Origin of the sequence: Vibrio sp. SCSIO 43086, from assembly GCF_051132235.1 — a bacterium.
Taxonomy (GTDB): domain Bacteria; phylum Pseudomonadota; class Gammaproteobacteria; order Enterobacterales; family Vibrionaceae; genus Vibrio; species Vibrio diabolicus.
Map to the genome: position 1 here is coordinate 1,416,873 of NZ_CP072677.1, position 21,724 is coordinate 1,438,596.

The window sequence follows — 21,724 nt, forward strand, 5'->3', positions numbered from 1 at the left end:
TGAGGCAAACGTGATCATAGCAACGATTGAATATCAGCACCCCTCCTTACCAGGAGGGGTGTTGCGTTATGTGAAGGACGGAATTGACCTACATGCCGGAATTGAGTCAGGCGAGTGGGCGTGGTTCACAGCAGGCCAGTTTGCTTTTCAGTTGCCCGAAAAGGCAACCAAAGGGCAAGAAGCTCTCACCGTGGCCGCGCCCAATACCGACCTCACGCTCTCCAAGGCGATTGAAACCGCCAAGCGACACGAACCCGTGATTCCAGTGGTGAGCATTTACCGCGAATACGACACCGACGACTTGAGTAAGCCGCGCAACAAGCGAATTCGACTCACCATGTCCTCGGCCAAAATCACCGCCATGACCGTGACCCTCACGAACTCATGGAAAGATTTGACCAACCGCCGCTTCATGCGCCCGATTTACAACAACGTTACGCACCCAGGATTGATGTACATATGAGTAAACCATCCATGATTGCTTACTTTAAATCGCTGCCAGATGGTCACTTTCCGGTGGACGGCTGCGTCCTGCTGGTGCGTGAGGCATGGCAGCGTTTCTTGCACCTTGAAAATCTGCCCAAGCATATGGACCAGTTTGTCACACCAGACTACGCCCATGAGCTGATTGATGGCTATCAAGGCCAGTTAATCGAACCCATTCAAAAGCCAGAGCACCTGTGCATGGTCGCCGCCTCTGGTAAAGGCAAATGGCATTGCGGCGTATTCTCCGCCGAGCAAATGCCAGGTTATGTCATCCATACCCTTGGCTGCACCGTCAAGATTGAACCGTTAAACCAGTTCCGCCGCCGATTTGATACCGTGGAGTTTTATCGTCATGCCACACATTGTCGAGTTTCAACATCCGATACGAAAGGATAAACGCAAGGTTCACACCGTCGATGCTGGCACTCGCTTGTCGGATTGGCTAGAAAAACACTTCCCGAACCAAACCTTCAATGCCACTTTAAATTTTAACCGGCTCGATGATTTCAATGTGATCATCAGCGAACGTGATGTGGTGAGTATTCGTCCTAAAATCGGCTTTGGTGTGGATTGGCTTGTCTATGCTGCGTTGGCCCTGTCAGCGGCCTCTGCTGTCTACATGTACATGAACATGCCGGACATGAGCGGCAACCAGAACACCAAGCAGGCCAGCTCGGTGTACAACTACAACGGCCAAGGCAATAAGCCAAAACTTGGTAACCCCGTTCCAGTGCGTTATGGGCGTATGCCGCATTACCCTGACATCATTGCCCCAGATTGGTGGGAGTACGAAAACAACGAGCAGTATTACTACCAGACCTTTTCTCAGGGCATTGGCAAGTTTCTTTACCATCGCCACGTTATTGGTGAGACGGAAATCAAACCAGATAACCCCGACATTGAAATCCGAGAATATAAGCCTGGTGAAGTGGTGGATCATTTCCATCACATCGTCTGGACCTCCAAAGAGGTAGGTTCATCCGATGGTCAAGGCGGCTTAAAGCTCGATGGTGTGACCTCGGATTGGGTCGCAGAGACCAGCAGCAACGAAGCGCGTTTTCGTGGCAAGGTGGTTGAGCTGTGGTCTAACTACAGCATTCATACAGGCAATGGTGATTACACGTCGACATTGCGCCGCGATAAGTGGCCGTGGGATGCAGGCCAGCATGTGGTTATCACTTCTACTACTCAGGAAAGTCTCTACTTTGAGGGCAACATCCACTTTCATGATATGGGCGATGATGGTGACGTTATCGACCCTGAAGAGCTGCCAGACGAAATTGAAAACCCATTAGGTTGGGGAACGTTAGCGGTGAATGATCGGATGATAATCACAGGCGCAGGGATCAACTCGGGTACCTACATTGTCACCGCTTTGCTTGCAGGGAATCGCATTCGGGTTAAACCGGATGGTGGCACTGAAGTTACGCGATTCCATCCTATGACCAACGTCTATGTTCGGATTTATGAGGCGGTGGGCAATGATGGTACCTACGTGTGTAAAGACAGTAACGGCACTCTAGCCTTGGTGGACTCCATCACATTGGAAGAAGTACCTGGTTGGAATGGCTTTATTACCTCAGATACGCCTAGCGCAGAAATTTCGGTGTTAGAACGGGATCGAGAAGCTGAATGGGTCGGTGACTTTCTTTGTGTGCCTAGCAATGCGACCGCGCTTGATGTGGGACTGGATTTTATCTTCCCTCGCGGCCTTGGCACCATGAACAAGAATGGTGACATCAACGCTCGAACGTGTGAATGGCAAGTGCGTGTGCGGCCAGAGGGCACGAATCAGGCTTATCAAACCCATAAGTTAACCCTGACAAAGGGCGATAACACGCCGCAGCGCATCACCGTTTGGCTGAAAGAGGAAATGGGACTCGCACCAGGTCGTTGGGAAGTGGGCTGTCGTCGTTTGAGCACCGTAACTAAAGCAACCAAAGTGTTTGATGAAGTGCAGTGGATGGGGCTGAAGTCCGTCATTCAGAAAACCTATACGAATGAAAAAGAGTCCATCATCACGCTGAAAATCAAAGCCACCAACTCGCTCAGTCAGCAGGCCAATAGCCAATACTGGAATGATTCGACGCGCATCCTGCCTGTTCACCAAGACGACGGCAGTTATGTTGAAGAGCCAACTCGCTCCATTGCGGATGCGGTCATTGATGCTTGCCGCAATGATGTGTACGGGGCAGGGCTAGAAGACGATGCCATTGACCTAGATACCTTGCTGGCTTACCGAGATAAATGGGGATCGCGAGGCGATAAGTGTGATGGCTTATTTGACCAACCGACCACGTTTTGGGAAGCGCTACGTAGGCTACTCGAAACGGGACGCGCTTACCCTCGCATCGAGCTTGGCACGGTCAGCATGTGGCGCGATGAGCCAAGAGAAACGCTGTGCAAACCATACTCACCCGTGAACATGACCCCAGACAGCTTTTCTGTCGACATCGACATGGTGAAGGAAGATGACTACGACGGCGTCGAAGTCGAGTGGTTCAATCCTCAGTCAAGAAAATCTGAAACCCTATTGTGTACCTTACCAGGGCAGAACGGCTACAACCCGAACCCACTTAAGCTGAACTTTGTCACCAACGAAGAGCAGGCCAAAAGGGAAGGGCTATTCCATGCCGCTGTGCAAGCCTACCGCCGCACCAACATTGACTTCACCACCGACATGGATGGATGGGAGTCGAACTACGGTGATGTGATTCCGGTGGCGCACGATGCGGTGAGTTGGGGCGCGTCGGGGCAGGTGATCGAAACGCTAAACGCCGCCGATGGCAATCAATACCTGCAGCTTTCGGGACTGTTGGAATGGGAACCAGGTAAGCAGCATTATTTGCTGTTTAACCGAGGCAACAAAGGAACGCATGGCCCGTACCGAGTCGAGCCGACTGAGGCGCCAGATATTGTCATTCTGGTCGATGAGCCAACCGAAAAGATCATCGCGGTGGGTGAAAAGGGCAAAAAGCCAAGCGAATACATGTTTGGCCAAGCCGACACCATGTACAAGAAATGCATCCTGCAGCAAGTCAAACAAAAAGGGGAGTTTGAGGTCGGCTGCGCCGCTATCGAAGATGACCCTCGCGTGGATGCCTACGCATAAATTCAAGCACTCAATGCCCAGCCCTCGCGCTGGGCTTTTTTATGAGGTTTATTCATGACCCAAAATATTGAACAACGCACTTTGTCCGCGGCTAAGCTAATCGAGCAATCAGGACTGGCCTCGCATGAATATGTCACTACCGAGAGCGAACACTACACTAAACCTACGGGTGAAAAGGGATTGTCGGTAGCAGGCATTAACAACATCGCTCTGCGAACGATTAGTAGCAATCAAGCGGCTTTCGATAGCCAATCCAAACAGAATCAGACTAAGTTTGATACTCAGGATAAAACACAGAAAAATGACTTCGCGGTTCGAATGGCGGAATTCGAGTCCAAGTTTCAAACCCAGTACACCTATAAGAGAGTAGGACCGTGGGTTGCGAACCTTGACTTAACTGTTGACGATCATAAAGACGTTGCTTTTGAATACCCAACAGACTCCGGTGAGTGGTATGCCCCTAAGTTAAGCTTGTTGCCGTTTAATACGGGCAATGTCTTTACTAAAGAGCAGTATTCATTGGTCAGTGCCGCAGATCAAAACTTCACGCAAACAGTCGCCAGCAAGTCAGCTCGATTGGCTGCCTCTGAGCTCATTGCGCCATTGGGCTCTGTTGATAGTTTGAGGGCAGGAGACATCATTCCAGCCGTTGTTGGTAAAGCGGTTATCAGCGATAAACTTCACAGTGTTTACCCAATCTCACTTTCAGATAGAACCGTTTCTCACTTTGAAAATGGCCGTTTGTACTTTACTGACGGTTCAATGGCTCATACAGCTGAAATCAAAAATGAAAAGAAACTAATATTCAATAAAACTAACACGATAGAGCGTGACGTTTCTTTTACGGACTTCATCATTGAAGCGATGCTTGACCATGAAGAAGTGATCATTGATGGCGTGGAAGTATGGCTTTCAGAACGCACTGTGCCTAAAGCGGCCAATATCCGTAAGCTCACGGTAAAAAACGGTGGGTTGGTCCGCTTTGACGATTTGGAACTAACCATTGAGGCTGAGGGAAAAAGCTTTGTTGTTGACTTGAGAGATGGTGGGAATATTCACTGTGGGCTCAGAAAAGCATTAGTAGCCCGAGATCATGCTCCAGGTGAAACGGTGATTGATGTCGTCGATGCCAGTGACTTACGTGTTGGAGATAGCCTAGCAACTTCGATGATGGGGGATGATGGATACGGAAATAAATGGGCTAACGCGCTCAGAAACTCTGGCGATTCATATAACATCATCACCGATATTCAAGGGAATAAAGTCACGGTTTCTAACCCTGTTGGAATGCGTGGCCTCGTTAAGAATACTTGGATAGGAAATGCCAAGTTCGGCAAGGCAGGTTTGTATTTTAAAGGCGCAAATCGCTCAATGATGGCCACCATTCTTGGCGGGAACATGGAAGAGGCTGCAGCTGGATATTATGTTTCGATGGTTACAGAGATAGGAGAAGGCGTTGATCCAGCTTACCTCTTTGTAAAGGGGACGAAATTTAAGGGACAGTTTCTTGATGGGTTCTTGCTTCGTGGCGAAAAAGTTAACGCGTATTTTGATGAAGACTGGGATATCTATCTCAGCTACGACAACGCCAAGCAATCGTTCGTACAAGATACTGGAGGTGATATTGAATTAAGAAACGGTAAGTTGAGACGTGGTAACTATGATGTTGAATTTTACCCAACTAGCCGGATCAATAAACTTGGTAAAGTTAAAATGCATAACGTCGAGTGTGATGGGCGTTCTACGTTGCTTGTTAAGCCAGACCAAATCAACACAATTACAGGTAAACCATTAAGTGATACGTGGACAAACCTGGGTGATAGTTTGCACTTTACTCAGTGGTCCATCTCTGGAAGTGCTCTAACTGTTGACGGTTTTGAAGCCACGAAATGTAAGTTTAAGAACTATCGTCGCTCAATTATTGGGACCACTTTTGTTGGCATCGCTGAAGATCTTATTGTTACGGATGATATCAAGATGGCCGATTGCTACATGGACTGTGCTCCTCACTTTATTCGAGTGGATGGCGGTCGTGGTTTCTATATGTATGGCGATTGGCAGTACAACAATCTGACCATGAATATTAAGTATTCCGATGTGTATTACTTATTAGGGTTTGTTGGGGCAGAGATTGAAAGCGCACCGAAACCAGTATTCTCTGGCATCACAACCTTAAAGACGACGTCTGAAACGCAATATCCGAACAGCTGTCGAGTTGGGACAATGCAAACCCTGCACTGTATTGGTGATGAGTCTGGCACCTCATCAAAAGTTCGTTTGGTTGAGCCTTATGATGTCGATAAGGTAATTGCAGAAAACGTATCTGTATTCAAGTTGGCGCTAGGGCAAGATAACTACCTAACCCAAACGGTTGCAATGGGGCCTCATGGGATATTTGAAGGGCAGTCTTGGCGAAATAAAATTGATCCGGTTTGGACTGATAGCAGTGATTCCATGCTGACCGATGGTGGGTATGTTGGTACTGTCCAGAAAAAGTTCTACCGAAAGATAGATGAAATAGCAAACTGGATGAATGTTTGCAAAATAGCTTCACTGAATGCACCGATCGCTTCTTGCGAGTTGTGCATTAAGCCTGCTAAAGCATACAGTGGGTCTGGTTTTATCGATGCAAAATTCCTTCTTTCTCTGAGTCCAGACAATGCGATTGTGGATGCTGAGCTACCTCTTCAAAGTGAAGGCCTGTTTACTATTGGGAACAATGAAGTTAAAGCCGTCGCGGCGGGGTTGGTCTGTATGTCTAACACAGGTATTGCAGACATCAGTGAATTCAAGTTCAGACTTACTGATCAGAACGTTCTTCAGATTAATGTGGGAGGAACAAAAGACTTAGGGATGCTCATTACAGTTAAAGGCAACGTTGTAGATTTCAACTAACGGGTGATTTATGAGAAATAGGAGTCATCATGGCAAAACTTAAAGCCCTGTTTATGCGCATCCTGTTTGTGCTGCACTTGCTTACTGGTCAGTCTGATCTCACGATTAGCGGCTGGAGTTACATCCGCGTGCGACAAGGTAAGCGCTCGCCCATCAAGCTGATTGATTGGCTTTTCTTGAAGCTATTCAAGCAGGATGACCATTGCCGAAAGGCGTTTGAATGGGAAGTCGATCAGGCGCGAAAGTTTTACCACAACTACAGACCTTATGTTTAGGGCTGTATGCGCCGTTATGTGTCCATGGACCCAAAGCCATGGCCTAGCAATAATATGAATCAAGAAGGGCCACTGCATTGCGCGGTGGCCCTTTTTTATGTCTGTTTGTTCGGCTTTTTTGTGTCTAAGTTGTGTCTCAAAATTAGATGTGTGCAATTTATATTATTTATATTCAGTAGCTTACAAAGTGTCGCTCATAATCAAAGAAGAAAAAAGTGGGCTGATTATCTTGGTGCATTCTGCTTACCGTTTACAAAACCGATGACAGTATTAGACCATTCAACGCCTTGACTAGCAACGAAAGATGCAAGTTGAATTTTTGAAAATGAAAAAGCCGATGGCGAACCATCGGCTTGATACTTTACGTTTTATCGCTTTGGAAAGAATTTGAGTTCTATGCTCGTGTTTCTTCCAATGTTGCTTCACTTTCTGGTGACTTCAGCACTCGGCTAGCAATTGTACCCGCAGTCATTGATCCTGAAACGTTCAGTGCGGTACGTGCCATATCGATCAATGGTTCAATAGAGATAAGCAGCGCCGCGATGGTCACAGGCAAGCCCATTGCAGGAAGAACAATCAATGCTGCAAACGTTGCACCGCCGCCTACACCTGCAATACCAAATGAGCTGATGGTGATAATCGCAATCAATGACAGGATAAAGTGCAGATCCAGAGGGTTGATACCCATTGTCGGAGCTACCATCACTGCCAGCATTGCAGGATAGATACCCGCACAGCCGTTTTGGCCGATAGTGGCACCAAACGATGCTGATAGGTTTGCAATCGCTGGTGGAACGTTAAGTTTCGTGATTTGCGCTTCTACGTTTAGTGGGATCGTTGCTGCTGAGCTACGAGATGTAAACGCGAAGGTCAGTACAGGCCAGATTTTCTTAAAGTATTCCGCAGGGCTAACGCCGACAAAAGAGACTAATACGCCGTGAACAACAAACATCAGAGCGATAGCAACATAAGACGCCACAATAAAGCCCAGTAGGTTTAGGATGTCGCCTGCGCTTGATGTCGCTACCACTTTTGCCATCAGTGCTGCGATGCCGTATGGCGTTAACGCCATGATCATCTTCACTAATCGCATAACGATTGATTGAGCTGCTTCTACGAAAGTACGAATCGGTGATTCTAACTCTGCTTTTTCCATCATCACCTTACGAGCGGCGATACCGGTTAATACACCGAAGATAACGACAGCGATAATTGAGGTCGAGCGAGCACCTGTTAGATCAGCAAATGGGTTGGTTGGAATGAAGCTAACTAGCATTTGAGGAATAGTCAGGTCACTTACTGTACCAGCACGGCTTTCTAAAACGGCGATACGAGCGGTTTCACGAGCACCTTCAGTTAACCCTTCTGCTGACAGGCCAAATGTTGTTGTCACCAAGATACCGATAAGTGCAGCAATTGCAGTCGTTACTAGAAGAACAGAGATGGTCAGGCCAGAAATTTTACCTAATGATCCACCTTTCTCCAATTTAACAACTGCAGAGATCATCGATACCAATACTAGTGGCATGATGACCATTTTCAGTAGACCAACGTAGCCACTGCCTACAATGCCTACCCATTCAAGTGTTTGAGCAATTGCGCTGTTGCCTTCACCGTGAATGAGTTGCAAAGCAAGACCAAAAAGAGAACCAGTAACAAGACCGATTAAAACGAGACGAGAAAGTGTGTGTTTCTTTTGTTGTTGGTTAAAAAGAAAGAACAATATGCCAACAAAGACGGCTAGAGAGGCTATCACTGCAAAATTCATAATCTGACCTTATCAACCTGCCGAAATGGCGGTTGTTTTTTATACGGGGTTTTATACGGATTTGTTTATGGGGCGTAAGATAACGCTCGCGATATAACTTTAAAAATGACAAACGGGTATTAGCTAGATCTAAAATGAATATAAAAACGAGATCTAAGTCGCGTGAGAGTGTGAATTAGCACGTTAAATGTACAAAATGGTTATTCGTAGTGATGCAGTAAGTCACGCATTTCTTGCCTTTGTAAGTAAACCACCGAGTCTTCTTGATAACTGAAAAGTTGATAAATCATCGCTTTGGCGACATCTTCCGCTCGAATAGGTAAAAAGTTGGACAGTTTGCCAAGCATGAATGGGCGAATTACCTTAAACAGAGTTTGCACTAACTTCTCGTCCGTTCTTGGGCTTTGACGTTGACCAACAAGCGGGCCTGGGCGAACAAACACAATTTCCTCAAAGCCCATAGCTTCGATTCGTTGTTCCATTTGTCCTTTACAGGCTAGGTAATGGGATGGCGATTTACTATTTGCACCAAGGCTAGAAACAACCGCAAGGCGTTTAACTCCGATTGTTTTCATCTGTTGGGCGACTTTACACACCAGATCAACATCTACTCTACGCAGATTATCCTTACTGCCGGCTTGCTTAAGGGTCGTACCTAAACAGATAAAGCCGATGGTTGGTGTTGGTTGGTTATCATCCCATTGGTGGATAGAGAGGTCGGCATCAATGAGAGGAACAAGCTTATTGTCCGCATCTATGACGCCATCGAGTGGGCGGCGAGAAAGATAATATAAGGTACCAACACCTGATTGATTTATGAGGTTTGTAATGACTTTTGAACCGACTAAGCCAGTCGCCCCAGCGATGATGGCGCAGGTGTTGTTATCCATATCTTTTCTCCTATATGGGAATATAGCCTAAGCTATTGTAGCGGATTTCAAGGAGTTACTTATAATCGAATGCTCGAAAGGTGAGACGCTCTGCGAACTCAGTAGACTTTCCTAACAGAAATCTGATTAGCGCTGCCCCAAGCGGATGCAAGGGTATACAATAGTGGACGCTCAAAACTGGGGCTGAGCAAGATTTCTTAATCAATGGAACACCTCTCACCCAGACAACATCAAAGGAACGTAAAAATGGATGACTCTTTTGCTGCGGAGATACAAGCGCGCATAGATAACAAAACCAAACCCGTCGGTTCTTTAGGCTTATTGGAAAAGGTGGCACTACAGCTAGCTCTTATTCAAAGTCAGGATAAACCTCAGCCAGTTGATTCCATCGCTATCTGTAAACCGAGCATGCTGGTATTTGCTGGAGATCACGGCGTTGCAGAGGAGGGCGTAAGCATTGCGCCAAGCGAAGTCACTCAGCAAATGGTGGCTAACTTTCTCGCCGGCGGCGCTGCCATCAACTGTTTTTGCGACATCAATGGCATCCAACTCAAAGTAATAGATTGCGGCATGTTGGCACCTATTGATGTGCTGGTTCCAGAATTTAAGTCTCATCCCAACTTGGTTGAACAACGGTTGGGTAACGGTACGGCTAATTTTTCTAAACAATCAGCGATGTCCCCAGAACAAGTGGCGCTAGGTTTAGAGTATGGTGCGAAGATTGCTGAGCAAACCATTTTGTCTGGCTCAAATCTATTGATGTTCGGTGAGATGGGCATTGGTAACACCAGTTCGGCTTCCGCACTGTTATCGGCGCTGAGTTCATTAGATATTGACTATTGTGTTGGTGTCGGTACAGGAATCAATCAACAGCAGTTGAGCCGTAAATATAAACTAGTGGCACAGGGCGTGAACCGATGTCGAGGTCTTGATACTAAAGCGATTCTCGCACAGGTTGGAGGCTTTGAAATCGTACAAATGGTGGGCGCATTTTTAGAAGCCAAGCGGCTTAAAACCCCAGTTTTAGTGGATGGATTTATCGTATCGGTTGCTGCGTATATTGCAACGTTGCTAGACGAAGAAGCACGCGAATACATGTTGTTTGCCCACCGCTCCGAAGAAAATGGACATAAGTTTGTATTAGAGTACCTAAAAGCAGAACCTCTACTCGATCTTGGTTTACGATTAGGGGAGGGAACCGGAGCCGCTCTTGCCTTACCCTTGTTAAAAGCTGCTGCCCAGTTTTACAACAAGATGGCGAGCTTTGAGAGTGCAGGAGTTACAGTATAGTGTCAGTCCCTGATAATTCTGAGAACGTCACGCCATCATCGTTAAGATACCAGTGGGAGTTGTTTCTATTAGCTATCAGTTTTTTTAGTCGCTTACCCGTACCCCAAGCGTTGCCATACAGTGAAGAACGCATGAATCAGGCCGGACGTTATTTCGCGTTAGTTGGTCTCGTGCTTGGAGCGCTTTGTGCTCTGGTATTTTCGCTCACCTCAATTCTTTTCCCAGAATCGGTTGCCGTAGTATTAACGATGGTGTTTAGCTTATTGTTAACAGGGGCATTTCACGAAGACGGCTTGACTGATATGGCGGATGGCATTGGCGGTGGCATGACCGTAGAGCGACGCCTCTCTATTATGAAGGACAGCCGCATTGGCACTTATGGTGCAGCCACTCTCATTATGGCGTTATTGGCTAAGTATGTTTTTTGGAGTGAACTGGCTAACTTGCCGCAGTTTTGGTTGGTCATTGTCGTCGCTTATACCGCAAGCCGAGCACTAGCCGCGACGCTTATTTATGACATGCCTTATGTCAGTGACAGTGATACGTCGAAAAGTAAACCGCTGGCAAATAGCCAGTCTTCTTTAGAAGTCTCCATTTTGTTGTTTACTGGTGGCATAACATTGCTTGTGCTTGGTATCACGCAGGCGATCTTTATATCGCTTGTTCTCGTGGTATTTCGTTTGATGTTCAAACGTTGGTTAACCAAGCGAATTGGCGGCTTTACGGGGGATTGTCTTGGCGCAGCGCAGCAGCTATCGGAACTGCTTGTTTATCTCACTATGATTGGGTTTTATCACATCTCATGAAGCAATTGATACTCGGTGGCGCGCGCTCTGGGAAGTCGCATTTGGCGGAAAAAACAGCCAAGCAATTATCGACCACTTCTCAACACTCATTACATTATGTTGCAACCGCGCTGCCATTTGACCAAGAAATGCGAGAGCGAATAGCGCATCATCAAAAGCAACGAGGGGGCGAGTGGCAAGAGCATGAATGCCCCCTTCATTTATCTGAGTTACTGACAAATTTCGCTAACACCGATGTTGTACTGGTCGATTGTTTAACCTTGTGGCTCAATAATTGGATATTTGAGTTAGGTGATGAATGTTCCAATGAGAAGCTAGAAGCAGAAATTGAAAAGCTTATACAGGTGGTGCGTGGCTCAGATGCGACGTTAATATTCGTCTCTAACGAAGTTGGAATGGGTATTGTGCCTTTGGGGGTGGTTAGTCGTTACTTTGTGGATAATGCAGGACGGATGAATCAAAAACTAGCCAGTGTTTGCCATCGTGTTACCTTTGTTGCTGCTGGTTTGCCGTTGGTTCTTAAAGAGTAGGATGGAACAAAATGAAAACACTCAATATCTTTCTTGTGCGTCATGGAAAAGTAGATGCTCCACCAGGACTCCATGGCCAAACAGATGTAAAAGTTACGCCTGCTGACCAAGAAAGCATTGCTCGGGCTTGGATCGAGAGTGGACGAGGTGTGGGTGGAGTGATTTGTTCTCCTCTTTCACGTTGTCAAGAACTGGCAAATATAATTGCTGAACAGCAATTATTACCAGTAATGACGGATGAATCTTTACAAGAGATGGCATTTGGTGATTTTGATGGTATGCCTTTTGATATGCTCACTGAACAATGGAAAAAGCTAGATGCTTTTTGGCAATCGCCAGCACAACATACGTTGCCGAACGCTGAGAGCTTAAGCACATTTTCTGAGCGCATATGTCGCGTTTGGTCTCAAATCATCAACGATATCAATGACAATCTACTTATCGTCACGCATGGTGGCGTCATTCGTATGATTCTTGCTCATGTATTGGAGTTAGATTGGCGTAACCCCAAGTGGTATTCGACGTTGTCGATAGGAAACGCTTCTGTCACGCATATAACAATTACCATAGATGAGCAAATTTACGCCTCGGTGCGTTCGATTGGCGTACCTCTTTTAACTCGTTAATTTATAAATATTAAAATGCCCAAAGCGATACTGCTTATGGGCATAGTCACGGAAGATGTCAGTGGAAGCCCATCTGCTAGGTGCAGGAAGCGAAAATTGACTCAGTTACATAAAAAGGAAATATAGAAATGACAACGCCGAGTTGGGATTTGTCCATCGTTTATAACGACCTTTCTGACCCACGAATTCAAGACGATATTGCTCTTGTGGAACAATGTATTGATCTTTTGAATAAACAATCAGCAGATTGCGGCAACGTAGAGATCATGCAAAATGCGATTTTGACCAATGAAGCCGCGAGTCGTTTAGCGGGCACAGTTGCAAATTTTGCGAGTTGTTATGCTTCTGTTGATGCAACAAACGCCGAAGCGAAATCGTTACTTGGTAAAATGACCCGCATCTTTTCGGAGCTTTCTCAAGCGTTCAGTCCCTTTGATTTGGCACTAACGCATGCCGACGAAGAGTTTATCTTGCGCGTGTTAGATCATGAGAATCCTGATATCAGTGGGCAAGCATTTTCTATCTTGAACTCCAGAAAGCTGGCGGATACTCGTCTTAGTAACGCCGAAGAACAGTTACTTGCTGCGATGAGTGTGGATGGTAAATCGGCTTGGGGTAACCTATACGATAACCTGACTGGCTCATTGAAAGTGAAGCTTGAGTACGCAGATGGTAAGAGTGAAGTGCTTGGGTTTTCTCAAGCGGCAAGCATTCTTTATGGTTCTGAATTCGAGCGTCAAGAAGCCGCTTGGCGAGGCGTACAAGATGCAATGCAAACGCACCAAGAATCATTCGCTGCAATTTTGAATGCGTTAGCAGGATGGCGTTTAACTGAAAACAAAAAGCGTTCGACGAAGCGTGAAGTTCACTTCCTAGAGCCGAGTTTGCATGGTAGCCGAATCCAAGCTGAAACTTTAGATGCGATGATGACAGTAGCCAAAGACAGTCGAGCTATTGGTCAGAAAGCGGGTTTATTGATGGCGAAAGTACATGGTCTGGATGAGATGAAACCTTGGAATCATCTGGCGGCTATGCCTGCTTTGAGCGGTGAAGCGAAGGTCTACGACTTTGATGAAGCGATTGATGTTATTTGTGAAGCATTTGAAACAGTAAACCCTGAGATGTCGGAGTTTGTCCGTTTGATGGTACAAAACGGATGGATTGATGCCGCGCCAAATGCCAGCAAGCGCCTCGGCGCATACTGCACCAAACTGCCAGCAACGCGAACACCCCTTGTGTTTATGACTTGGAGTGGCAGTCGCCCAGACCTTATGACTCTTGCACATGAACTTGGCCATGCGTTTCATAACTGGGTTATTCGTGATTTGCCACTTTGCCAAACTTACTATCCAATGACGTTAGCAGAAACCGCCTCTATTTTTGCAGAAAACATCGTTCGTGATCATTTGATTTCGAAAGCGGAGAGCGTCGATGAAAAGCTAGAGATGTTGTGGGAAGAGTTGTCATCTGCGCTAGCTTTAATGATCAACATTCCGGTCCGCTATGAGTTTGAGAAATCGTTCTATGAACGCCGCCAGGATGGAGAGTTAACCGCAGATGAATTCTGTGAGTTGATGTCTGAAACTTGGAAAGAATGGTATGGCGACGTAATGAGCGAGCCGGATCCGTACTTCTGGGCAAGCAAGCTGCACTTTTCTATCGATAGTGTGAGTTTTTATAACTACCCATACCTGTTTGGTTTCTTATTCAGCAAGGGTATTTATGCACAGCGAGAAACCAAAGGCGAAGCGTTTTACACCGATTACATCAATTTGCTGCGCGATACTGGCTGCATGATGGCGGAAGATGTTGTCGAAAAGCATCTATCGATGGATTTAACTCAACCAACGTTTTGGCAGCAGAGCGTTGAGCTAGTGCGTGAAAAAGTCGATGAGTTTGAGCGTTTGCTCGCACAGCGCGGCTAAGTTTTTCGCAGTGTTGATGCATAATCTGCTTTATAGCTACAAAAATTTGATCAAATCATAATGATCTTAATCAGGGCTGTGGTAAAGTTCACAGCCCTAACACTTTGTAATTGTTCAAAAATTAAACGCCTCAATGCTTGATTTGAGTGCCTGGCGCGAAAAGGTATCGGATTTTCGAGGGAAATAGTGATTTCTACTCATAAGTGAGATCGCAGCAACAAAAATCCTTTGTACAATTTATTAACATACCCGCCGTGCTATTAAGGAGTAACGCATGACGAAGTCTCTCTTTCGCCAATCGTTTTTAACTGACACGTTAGATGTTCATATCGATGTTGCACCAGCGGAGCAGGTGCTTTCTAACGGTGTAAAACTTAAACTCTATCAGCGTGGTGTACTAGAAGTGATCCCTGAGAACTATACTCAGGATACGAAGAACGTCATCATCTCTTGTGGGGTTCACGGAGATGAAACGGCACCGATGGAGCTGGTGGATTCCATTATTCAAGACATAGAATCTGGGTTCCAGAAGGTCGATACCCGTTGTCTGTTCATTATCGCTCACCCAGAATCCACTCTGGCGCACACGCGATTCCTTGAAGAAAACCTCAACCGTCTGTTTGACGAAAAAGAACACAAACAGACAAAAGAGCTTGTCATCGCTGATACGCTAAAGCTGCTCGTTCGCGATTTCTATCAGGATACCAACCCGACAACACGCTGGCACCTTGATTTACACTGCGCGATTAGAGGTTCGAAGCACTATACGTTTGCAGTGAGTCCTAAGACTCGTCATCCTGTGCGAAGCAAGGCATTAATCGATTTCTTGGACAGTGCACACATTGAAGCTGTGCTCTTGTCAAACTCACCATCGAGTACGTTTAGCTGGTACAGTGCCGAGAACTTTGGTGCGCAAGCTCTCACAATGGAGCTTGGTCGTGTGGCTCGTATTGGTGAAAATGACCTCGATAAATTGACTGCGTTTGATTTGTCTTTACGTAATTTGATTGCGGAAACGAAGCCAGAACACCTACCAAAACCATGCATTAAATATCGAGTAAGTCGCACAATCGTTCGCTTGAACGAAGATTTTGACTTTATGTTCGACGACAATGTTGAAAACTTCACTTCATTTGTTCACGGCGAAGTGTTTGGTCATGATGGCGACAAACCATTAATGGCGAAGAATGAAAACGAAGCGATTGTCTTCCCGAACCGCCACGTCGCGATAGGTCAACGTGCAGCTCTGATGGTTTGTGAAGTGAAAACCCGTTTTGAAGAGGGTGAGTTGGTTTACGATTAATCCAACATTGCTTTGAGAAGTTAATTGCAATTTACCGAGGCTTAACTGTAAGGTTAAGCCTCGTTTGTTTTTATCGGCCGCTATGGATTTTCAACAACTTATCCTGAACAAGGAACGACGCTGGCAACGTAACCTGATGGTTATGTCGATCGTGCTCGCTGTACTCTCTGCCATCCACTTGATGGTCGGAGAAATTTTCCTTTCTCCTTTTCAATCTTTATCTGCATTTGAACATAAGCTACTGGTGGACTTGCGTTTACCGAGGTTGGTGTCTGCGGCAATTATTGGTGCTGCGTTAGCGGTATCTGGCGCGACGTTACAAGTGTTGCTTGGGAACGTGTTGGCTGAACCAGGCGTACTCGGTATATCTGGTGGTGCAAGCTTAGCAATGGTCTTAATCATGTTCGCGTCACCTGTTCTTCCTACCCCGATTGTTTTTATGTTGGCAGCGATTGCAGGCTCGATGGTGTTCACGTTTGTTTTGATAGCGATAGCAAGGGCAATGCACCTGACGACGGCTCGATTGCTTTTGGTTGGGGTCGCATTGGGTATTTTATCGAGCGCGATTGTGACGTGGGCATTTTACTTTAGTGATGATCTCAGTTTACGCCAACTGATGTATTGGTTAATGGGCAGTATTGGCGGTGCAAGTTGGTATCAACATACCGTTACCTTGGTGATGTTACCAGTGCTTACCTGGTTGTGTTGTAAAGGCAAGTCGCTTGATAAATTGATGCTGGGTGAGATTCATGCGACCCAATTGGGCGTCGATGTACATCAAATGCGTTGGAAACTGATCCTAGCCATTTCTGTTTTGGTAGGTAGTTCAGTCGCTTTGGGGGGCATCATCAGCTTTGTTGGCTTGGTGGTACCGCACTTGTTGCGTTTGGCTTTTGGTACAGAAAACCGTTATTTATTGCCACTTTCTGCAATATCTGGCGCAGCGTTACTTGTATTTGCTGATATCGGCGCAAGACTTTTATTGGACTCCGCTGAGTTACCTTTAGGTGTCATGACAACATCGATTGGCGCACCCATTTTCATCTGGATGCTGGTGAAGAGTCATGATGCACGTTAAACATATATCGGTTGGTAGTCGATTATTGCCTCTTTCTTTTGAATGCAAAGCAGGCGAAATCGTACATGTCGTTGGGCCTAATGGTTCAGGTAAGAGTACTTTATTGGCTGCGATTTCTGGTACGTTAAGCCACCGAGAGGGTATGAGTGGTGAAGTGTGCGTTGGCGACAAAAACTTGCTTACTTTACCGTTGTCAGAGCAAGCTCATGTTCGAGGTTATTTGTGTCAGCAATCACGCCCTGCATTTAATGTCGATGTGTTTCAGTATCTCGCTTTATCTCTGCCAAGTGGTGCTGAGATTGCGGATATCAAAGTGCGTGATGCCGTCAATATGGTGGTGGAGCTGGTACAGCTGCAAGATAAGCTTCATCGCAGTATTCAAACATTATCCGGCGGTGAGTGGCAACGTGTCCGATTAGCAGGTGTATGTTTGCAGGTGTGGCGTACCATTAATCCTTTTTCGCAGTTTTTAATTTTGGATGAGCCAGCAGCACCGTTAGATATTGCGCAAGAGGGTCTGCTCTATCAATTGATTAACGCTATGGCGGCGCAGGGAATTGGAGTATTGGTTGCTAATCACGATCTCAACCGCACATTAAAGCACGCAGATAAAGTATTGCTGCTTAACAACGGTGTGCTGCACTCATCAGGAAATGCCGATACTGTGCTAACGGAAGAAGCCCTCGGGGAAGTATTCAATACTCAAGTCAAAAAGGTCATCGTAGATGAGCAACCTTATTTAATCTTTGATTAGTATTTAAGAGACAATAAAACGACCTACTTGAGGTCGTTTTTTTAATCGAGATAGCCAAACTCAACGCTTACTGAGTTAGCGGTTTTAGATCTGCTGGGCGGTAGTAAACTGATTTGAGTACTTTGCCTTTACGAATGGTTTTACCTTCCGATACGAAATCTTCGGCGCATTTTGCGATGATGTATTCACCTTTCTGCACCGCCATCAACTTGATGCCTTGTTCCGCGTAGAATGCTTCTGTTTCTGAGTACTCTTGCTCGTTACGGCATACTTTGCTCATGTTGCTTGAATGTACTTCATCCCAGCAAGGAATAAATTCGATACCACGGTTTACTGCAACGTTTAATAGAAGATCAATTAAGTAGCTGATCGCTAGGTTATCTTCTACTTTGCTGTGGCCAAGATGAACAAGACGGCCCATTAATACATACACGCTGTCTACGATGGCGTCCGCTTGCTCGGTTTTACAATCTGCTTCTGCTAGCTCTGTTAGCTCTTCGATCGCCAAAGAGGTGTGTAGTGTATCTGCTTGCGCATCAAGGCTTGCAGCGTCTGCGACTGGTAAGTCGAACGTACTACGGAACTCGGTGATATCACGGTATAAGTGATCAAAAATCTCTTGGGTTAGCTTTGACAGTTGCATTCTAATTTCCATTGAATCCATTGAATCGATTGAAGCGGCAATGATACCAAACCGCACTTTGAACCCCAAGGGCATTGCATCTAACTGGTGATAAATCTGCCTTTGGGGAATGGTGGTGCTTAACGAAATAGGTAAGGGAACAGCTTTTTACGTTCTTCCTCTGAAAGGGCGGAAACACGAGCGATGTTCGTATCGGGAATGGATTCAGGATCAGGATAGTGTTTTAGTACCTTTTCCATACTCTCTTCGCGAATCAAATGGAAGATCGGGTAAGGAGAACGATTGGTCAGGTTTTCGTCGTCTTCAGGCCTTGCGCCGCCAAAACAGTAATCAGGATGGAAAGTCGCTACTTGGAAAATACCTTCCCAGTTTTGCTGCTTAATTAATCCTTCAACCCAATCTATGCAAAAGTTGTAGTCCCAGAAATCTTGTAGCATGTTGGGAACCACAACCAACGTGGTCTCAAGTTGTTCGGGTTCTGTGTTACTCAGCTCAATCAGCTGCAATAAAATATCTTCAAGAAGCGCTTCTTCTTGAGTCGCTTCACTACCAAAGATTTTGATTTGTTTATTACGTTGCGGTTTGGCAGCAAACGGACAAAGGTTGAGTCCTATTACCACATCGTTGAGCCATTGATCGACCTGTTGAGTGATCGCTTCGATATCTGTGTTTTGTGTTGAACGCGTTGACATACGACTTTCTGGTTTTTATTAAAGTAGCGCAAGCATAGCAGAGTTGGTTATCTAAGTAACCAGAGAGGTATTACGCAAATGAGCGCAACTTAGCTACTCTTTAAACTCGCTGCGTCAGGTGTTTGGTCTGTATGCTTTCTTTCGGCAATGTGTTTCAAATACGTAATCGCAGCAAACATCGCTAGGTAGACGGCGCTTCCCCCTATAAGAACACTCGACCAACCACCATGTTGCCAACAATAAAGAAGTAAGAATCCTCCCAAACTACCGCCTACGTAGTAGTGTACTAAGTAGAGCGCTGTCGCGGTGGCTTTGGCACGAGTGGCATTCTGACCGACCCAACCGTAGGCGAGGGTATGAGTAAAGAAGGCACCAAAACTTATCAGCAACAATCCAACTAGCATTGCAGTCAAGCTTTCAACCGCAGCAATCCACATCCCCGTCATGCTCACTATCGCGCCCAAGAACATACCGAGGATTGAGGAATAACGTTTACTCCAGTGGCCTGCACAACGAGAGGAGAAAGTCCCTCCCAAGTAACAAATAAAGATCAGTGAGGCCAACCCGACGGGCACATTGTGAGGTTCACTCACCAGACGGAAACCCATGACGGAGTAAAGGTTTACGAACAAAGCAAAGTTGAGTCCTCCTATCAGCATCGCGAACCACACGCGTTGGTTTTTAAAATGACCAATAAGCGCACGATTTTGATGGCGCAAACTGCTTGATGACGGGGTGAAGTTGCGCTGTGTTGGCAATAAATAGTGAACACCAATGACACCAAGAAGAGTGAACACCATCATAACTTCAATGGCGACATCAACACTGAAATTGTCCGCCAATAAGCCGCCGCTAATACGTCCTGCGATACCGCCTAATGAGTTAGCCGCAATGTACGTTCCAATTGCCATCGAGAAGGCGTGCTTGTCGAGCTCTTCTGCCATGTAAGCCACGGCGACCGCAGCAAAAGCCGCGAGCGCGACGCCGATCAGTGCTCGACATACCACCAAAAACAGGAATGAGTCACCAAACAGCATCAAAGCAGAAAGGGTAGGAATCGAAAACAGGCCGGCCATCATGACTGGCTTTCGTCCCACTGATTCTGACAACACAGCCATTGGAACGAGGCTAAAAGAGAGAGCCAGTGTTGAGGCCGCAAATAACCAGTTCACTTGCGTTTCTGAGATCGTGAAAATTTGGGCAAAAGTGGGCAGCATTGGCTGTAGTAGGTATAAATTTGAAAAAACCAAGAAGGAACCAAGCGCTAGCGAGAGCGTAATGCGTTTGTATTCCGGTGTGCCAAAATTGACCATGAATCCTGCCTAATGTGAGCAAATGGAGAGACTGTGATCAATCTATCAGTTCGTTGTAAATTAAAAAAATATATTAAAAATATGGACACCATATATTTTTGATCTAATGGAATCGAAACAACTTAAACATTTTCTGGCGGTCGCTGAACATGGAAACATTACCCATGCGGCGAAAGCCTTGCATATTGCCCAGCCCGCATTAAGCATTTCTATCAAAAAGTTTGAGCAGTCTTTGGGCGTTACCCTATTTCGCCGTGATGATAAAAAAATCAGCTTAACGAAAGAGGGCGAAACGCTACTTGTACATGCCAAGCGGGTGATTCAACAGTTGCACGACGCGCAGCTCGCGATTGATGAGTTGAAAGGTTTAGCGAAAGGCGAAGTACGACTCGGAACGCCATCAATGATGGGCAGTTATTTCTTTCCACGAATTGTGATGGCGTTTAAAAGCCAGTTCCCGGAGTTAAAATTGACCTTGGTCGAAGCTGGGACTCAATCGATTCGTCGTATGCTGCTTAATGGTCAACTCGATATCGGTGTGATCAGTTGTGATAACGTGCCTGATGACCTAGAAACTGACCATTTATTTACTAGCCAAATGGTCGCCGTTGTTTCACCTGAGCATGAGTTAGCCCAGCGAGAATCTCTTACTTTTGATGAGTTCTTTGAACACGATTTGGTTATGTTTCAGCATGGCTATTTTCACCGTGAATTTTTGGATCAGGTGAGTGAGGAGCATGGGTTTACCATGAAGTCATCATTCGAGACCAACTTACTGCCTTTGATTTTGAGTATTGTGAAACAAGAGTTTGCGATTACCGCGTTATTGGAATTGGTGACTCAACATGAGTCGGGCGTTGTTGGCCTACCGTTTGAACCACCAGTGACGCTGGATCTGGCACTTGCTTGGCGCAAGCAGGGGTACTTATCAATAGCAGATCGAACGTTTATCGAGTTTATCAAGCGCTACGTTTAAACGCAGCGCAAATTCATCGTTCGAGCGCTAGTCGCCTTTGTACATCTTCTCGAAGTTCTTTGGGTTCCAGCCAATCATTACCCGATCACCAATTTTTAAAACTGGCACTGAACGAGCACCAAGCGCATCAAGTTCTTTGCGACCACGTTGCATCTTAGCATTGCACAAACGATAGTTAATATTTTTCGAATCCAGATAACGTTGAGCATCTTTGCAGTGAGGGCATTTGTCTTTGACGTAAAGGACGACACGTTTCATTGAATTTCTCTCCATTATCATTGGGAGGCGAAGTTTAACGGCCTTTCACCATAAATGAAAGGCGAAAGCTAAGGTGAAACTGTCCTTTATCTCAGGTATATTGA

At 46.0% G+C, this 21,724-nt stretch carries 20 protein-coding genes; 14 read left to right on the forward strand and 6 right to left on the reverse strand.

Annotated features, from left to right (window positions below; all coding sequences use genetic code 11):
- Positions 1–10: 10 nt before the first annotated feature.
- From J8Z23_RS06565 to J8Z23_RS06585, 5 genes are read left to right on the forward strand one after another with little or no spacing between them, the layout of a single operon-like run.
- On the forward strand, positions 11–463 hold the full coding sequence (locus J8Z23_RS06565; RefSeq protein WP_434635228.1) for a DUF1833 family protein: 453 nt from the start codon (positions 11–13) through the stop codon (positions 461–463).
- Positions 460–882, forward strand: a complete 423-nt coding sequence (locus J8Z23_RS06570) for a hypothetical protein (protein WP_229631743.1) — start codon at positions 460–462, stop codon at positions 880–882. The genes J8Z23_RS06565 and J8Z23_RS06570 overlap by 4 nt, the downstream gene beginning before the upstream one ends.
- Positions 839–3,598, forward strand: coding sequence for a host specificity factor TipJ family phage tail protein (locus tag J8Z23_RS06575; protein ID WP_434635229.1), 2,760 nt, complete (start codon positions 839–841; stop codon positions 3,596–3,598). The genes J8Z23_RS06570 and J8Z23_RS06575 overlap by 44 nt, the downstream gene beginning before the upstream one ends.
- Positions 3,599–3,652: 54 nt before the next feature.
- The gene (locus J8Z23_RS06580) at positions 3,653–6,493 is read left to right on the forward strand and encodes a hypothetical protein (RefSeq protein WP_434635230.1); all 2,841 of its coding nucleotides are present in this window, start codon (positions 3,653–3,655) and stop codon (positions 6,491–6,493) included.
- 29 nt (positions 6,494–6,522) lie between these two features.
- On the forward strand, positions 6,523–6,768 hold the full coding sequence (locus J8Z23_RS06585) for a hypothetical protein (RefSeq protein WP_029822200.1): 246 nt from the start codon (positions 6,523–6,525) through the stop codon (positions 6,766–6,768).
- 394 nt (positions 6,769–7,162) lie between these two features.
- Here the strand turns inward: J8Z23_RS06585 and J8Z23_RS06590 are convergent, their stop codons facing one another.
- Together J8Z23_RS06590 and J8Z23_RS06595 are read right to left on the reverse strand one after the other, a co-directional pair.
- Positions 7,163–8,536: an L-cystine transporter gene (locus J8Z23_RS06590; RefSeq protein ID WP_005377885.1), complete on the reverse strand. Its 1,374-nt coding sequence runs from the start codon at positions 8,534–8,536 to the stop codon at positions 7,163–7,165.
- Between the two features lie 200 nt (positions 8,537–8,736).
- Positions 8,737–9,426, reverse strand: coding sequence for an NAD(P)H-binding protein (locus tag J8Z23_RS06595; RefSeq protein ID WP_193447165.1), 690 nt, complete (start codon positions 9,424–9,426; stop codon positions 8,737–8,739).
- A 246-nt stretch (positions 9,427–9,672) separates the two neighbouring features.
- Between J8Z23_RS06595 and cobT the strand changes: the two genes are divergently transcribed.
- The 8 genes from cobT to btuD all read left to right on the forward strand — a co-directional run bounded on the left by cobT (position 9,673) and on the right by btuD (position 17,738).
- A complete protein-coding gene (gene cobT / locus J8Z23_RS06600; protein ID WP_065646827.1) occupies positions 9,673–10,716 on the forward strand; it encodes a nicotinate-nucleotide--dimethylbenzimidazole phosphoribosyltransferase in 1,044 nt (347 codons plus the stop codon).
- Complete coding sequence (locus tag J8Z23_RS06605; protein WP_150918548.1) at positions 10,716–11,522, forward strand: adenosylcobinamide-GDP ribazoletransferase; 807 nt, start codon at positions 10,716–10,718, stop codon at positions 11,520–11,522. The genes cobT and J8Z23_RS06605 overlap by 1 nt, the downstream gene beginning before the upstream one ends.
- A complete protein-coding gene (cobU, locus tag J8Z23_RS06610) occupies positions 11,519–12,052 on the forward strand; it encodes a bifunctional adenosylcobinamide kinase/adenosylcobinamide-phosphate guanylyltransferase (RefSeq protein WP_434635231.1) in 534 nt (177 codons plus the stop codon). Before J8Z23_RS06605 ends, cobU begins: the two co-directional genes overlap by 4 nt.
- 11 nt (positions 12,053–12,063) lie before the next feature.
- Positions 12,064–12,678: an alpha-ribazole phosphatase family protein gene (gene cobC / locus J8Z23_RS06615; RefSeq protein WP_434635232.1), complete on the forward strand. Its 615-nt coding sequence runs from the start codon at positions 12,064–12,066 to the stop codon at positions 12,676–12,678.
- Positions 12,679–12,806: 128 nt separating this feature from the next.
- Positions 12,807–14,603: a M3 family oligoendopeptidase gene (locus J8Z23_RS06620; RefSeq protein ID WP_434635233.1), complete on the forward strand. Its 1,797-nt coding sequence runs from the start codon at positions 12,807–12,809 to the stop codon at positions 14,601–14,603.
- A 274-nt stretch (positions 14,604–14,877) separates the two neighbouring features.
- Positions 14,878–15,906, forward strand: coding sequence for a succinylglutamate desuccinylase (locus J8Z23_RS06625; protein ID WP_258680923.1), 1,029 nt, complete (start codon positions 14,878–14,880; stop codon positions 15,904–15,906).
- Between the two features lie 82 nt (positions 15,907–15,988).
- Complete coding sequence (btuC, locus tag J8Z23_RS06630) at positions 15,989–16,984, forward strand: vitamin B12 ABC transporter permease BtuC (protein WP_434635234.1); 996 nt, start codon at positions 15,989–15,991, stop codon at positions 16,982–16,984.
- Positions 16,971–17,738, forward strand: coding sequence for a vitamin B12 ABC transporter ATP-binding protein BtuD (gene btuD / locus J8Z23_RS06635; protein ID WP_434635235.1), 768 nt, complete (start codon positions 16,971–16,973; stop codon positions 17,736–17,738). The genes btuC and btuD overlap by 14 nt, the downstream gene beginning before the upstream one ends.
- 67 nt (positions 17,739–17,805) lie before the next feature.
- On the opposite strand, the gene J8Z23_RS06640 is transcribed toward btuD, so the two are convergent.
- From J8Z23_RS06640 to J8Z23_RS06650, 3 genes are all read right to left on the reverse strand, one after another.
- Positions 17,806–18,381: a nucleoside triphosphate pyrophosphohydrolase family protein gene (locus J8Z23_RS06640; protein ID WP_005397767.1), complete on the reverse strand. Its 576-nt coding sequence runs from the start codon at positions 18,379–18,381 to the stop codon at positions 17,806–17,808.
- Positions 18,382–18,500: 119 nt separating this feature from the next.
- On the reverse strand, positions 18,501–19,073 hold the full coding sequence (locus tag J8Z23_RS06645) for a DUF1415 domain-containing protein (protein WP_434635236.1): 573 nt from the start codon (positions 19,071–19,073) through the stop codon (positions 18,501–18,503).
- 89 nt (positions 19,074–19,162) lie between these two features.
- The gene (locus J8Z23_RS06650) at positions 19,163–20,386 is read right to left on the reverse strand and encodes an MFS transporter (protein WP_434635237.1); all 1,224 of its coding nucleotides are present in this window, start codon (positions 20,384–20,386) and stop codon (positions 19,163–19,165) included.
- 106 nt (positions 20,387–20,492) lie between these two features.
- Here J8Z23_RS06650 and J8Z23_RS06655 point away from each other — a divergent pair, with 106 nt between their 5' ends.
- Positions 20,493–21,362, forward strand: a complete 870-nt coding sequence (locus tag J8Z23_RS06655; RefSeq protein ID WP_434635238.1) for a LysR family transcriptional regulator — start codon at positions 20,493–20,495, stop codon at positions 21,360–21,362.
- A gap of 27 nt (positions 21,363–21,389) precedes the next feature.
- Here J8Z23_RS06655 and J8Z23_RS06660 read toward each other — a convergent pair whose 3' ends face one another.
- The gene (locus tag J8Z23_RS06660) at positions 21,390–21,620 is read right to left on the reverse strand and encodes a glutaredoxin family protein (protein ID WP_005377871.1); all 231 of its coding nucleotides are present in this window, start codon (positions 21,618–21,620) and stop codon (positions 21,390–21,392) included.
- Between the last annotated feature and the right edge of the window lie 104 nt (positions 21,621–21,724).

Coding starts and splice junctions, on each gene's coding strand:
- J8Z23_RS06570 (WP_229631743.1), top strand. CDS start 460: ATGAGTAAACCATCCATGATTGCTTACTTTAAATCGCTGCCAGATGGT.
- J8Z23_RS06575 (WP_434635229.1), top strand. CDS start 839: ATGCCACACATTGTCGAGTTTCAACATCCGATACGAAAGGATAAACGC.
- J8Z23_RS06580 (WP_434635230.1), top strand. CDS start 3,653: ATGACCCAAAATATTGAACAACGCACTTTGTCCGCGGCTAAGCTAATC.
- J8Z23_RS06585 (WP_029822200.1), top strand. CDS start 6,523: ATGGCAAAACTTAAAGCCCTGTTTATGCGCATCCTGTTTGTGCTGCAC.
- J8Z23_RS06590 (WP_005377885.1), bottom strand. CDS start 8,536: ATGAATTTTGCAGTGATAGCCTCTCTAGCCGTCTTTGTTGGCATATTG.
- J8Z23_RS06595 (WP_193447165.1), bottom strand. CDS start 9,426: ATGGATAACAACACCTGCGCCATCATCGCTGGGGCGACTGGCTTAGTC.
- cobT (WP_065646827.1), top strand. CDS start 9,673: ATGGATGACTCTTTTGCTGCGGAGATACAAGCGCGCATAGATAACAAA.
- cobU (WP_434635231.1), top strand. CDS start 11,519: ATGAAGCAATTGATACTCGGTGGCGCGCGCTCTGGGAAGTCGCATTTG.
- cobC (WP_434635232.1), top strand. CDS start 12,064: ATGAAAACACTCAATATCTTTCTTGTGCGTCATGGAAAAGTAGATGCT.
- J8Z23_RS06620 (WP_434635233.1), top strand. CDS start 12,807: ATGACAACGCCGAGTTGGGATTTGTCCATCGTTTATAACGACCTTTCT.
- J8Z23_RS06625 (WP_258680923.1), top strand. CDS start 14,878: ATGACGAAGTCTCTCTTTCGCCAATCGTTTTTAACTGACACGTTAGAT.
- btuC (WP_434635234.1), top strand. CDS start 15,989: ATGGATTTTCAACAACTTATCCTGAACAAGGAACGACGCTGGCAACGT.
- btuD (WP_434635235.1), top strand. CDS start 16,971: ATGATGCACGTTAAACATATATCGGTTGGTAGTCGATTATTGCCTCTT.
- J8Z23_RS06640 (WP_005397767.1), bottom strand. CDS start 18,381: ATGCAACTGTCAAAGCTAACCCAAGAGATTTTTGATCACTTATACCGT.
- J8Z23_RS06645 (WP_434635236.1), bottom strand. CDS start 19,073: ATGTCAACGCGTTCAACACAAAACACAGATATCGAAGCGATCACTCAA.
- J8Z23_RS06650 (WP_434635237.1), bottom strand. CDS start 20,386: ATGGTCAATTTTGGCACACCGGAATACAAACGCATTACGCTCTCGCTA.
- J8Z23_RS06655 (WP_434635238.1), top strand. CDS start 20,493: ATGGAATCGAAACAACTTAAACATTTTCTGGCGGTCGCTGAACATGGA.
- J8Z23_RS06660 (WP_005377871.1), bottom strand. CDS start 21,620: ATGAAACGTGTCGTCCTTTACGTCAAAGACAAATGCCCTCACTGCAAA.